The following is a 352-nucleotide window of genomic DNA, read 5'->3' on the forward strand; positions in this document are numbered from 1 at the left end:
GCTTTCATTTTGCTCATGTTGGTCATCATGGCTTTCATAGCAGGATCGTTCATATCCATTTTGCTATGATCCATTTTTCCCATCATATCCATGTGTTTTTCCATCTTTTCGCAGTTCATCTGATCTTTCTGCGCATGCATTTTTGGGTCATGTGCCAACGCTGACGTTGAAACAACTAAGGCTATAGCAGTGGCTACGATTGATTTAGATAGTGGCATTGATTTGAATAATGACATGGTAAATCCTTATTTGATTTGGTATAGAGTCAAAAAATCTTTGGGATGTTAAGTTATTTTAAAGCATACTTCATTGATTCTGACAGAGAGATGACAGCAAGATTACAATATTGTCA

At 36.4% G+C, this 352-nt stretch carries 1 protein-coding gene; it reads right to left on the reverse strand.

From position 1 onward, the window contains the following. The coding region (locus tag AAEY72_RS16685) for a hypothetical protein (protein WP_352311168.1) at nucleotides 1-236 on the reverse strand (236 nt) is incomplete at its 3' end. Nucleotides 237-352 lie beyond the last annotated feature (116 nt).

The organism is Psychrobacter sp. W2-37-MNA-CIBAN-0211, assembly GCF_040309405.1.
Taxonomy (GTDB): Bacteria; Pseudomonadota; Gammaproteobacteria; order Pseudomonadales; family Moraxellaceae; genus Psychrobacter; species Psychrobacter glaciei.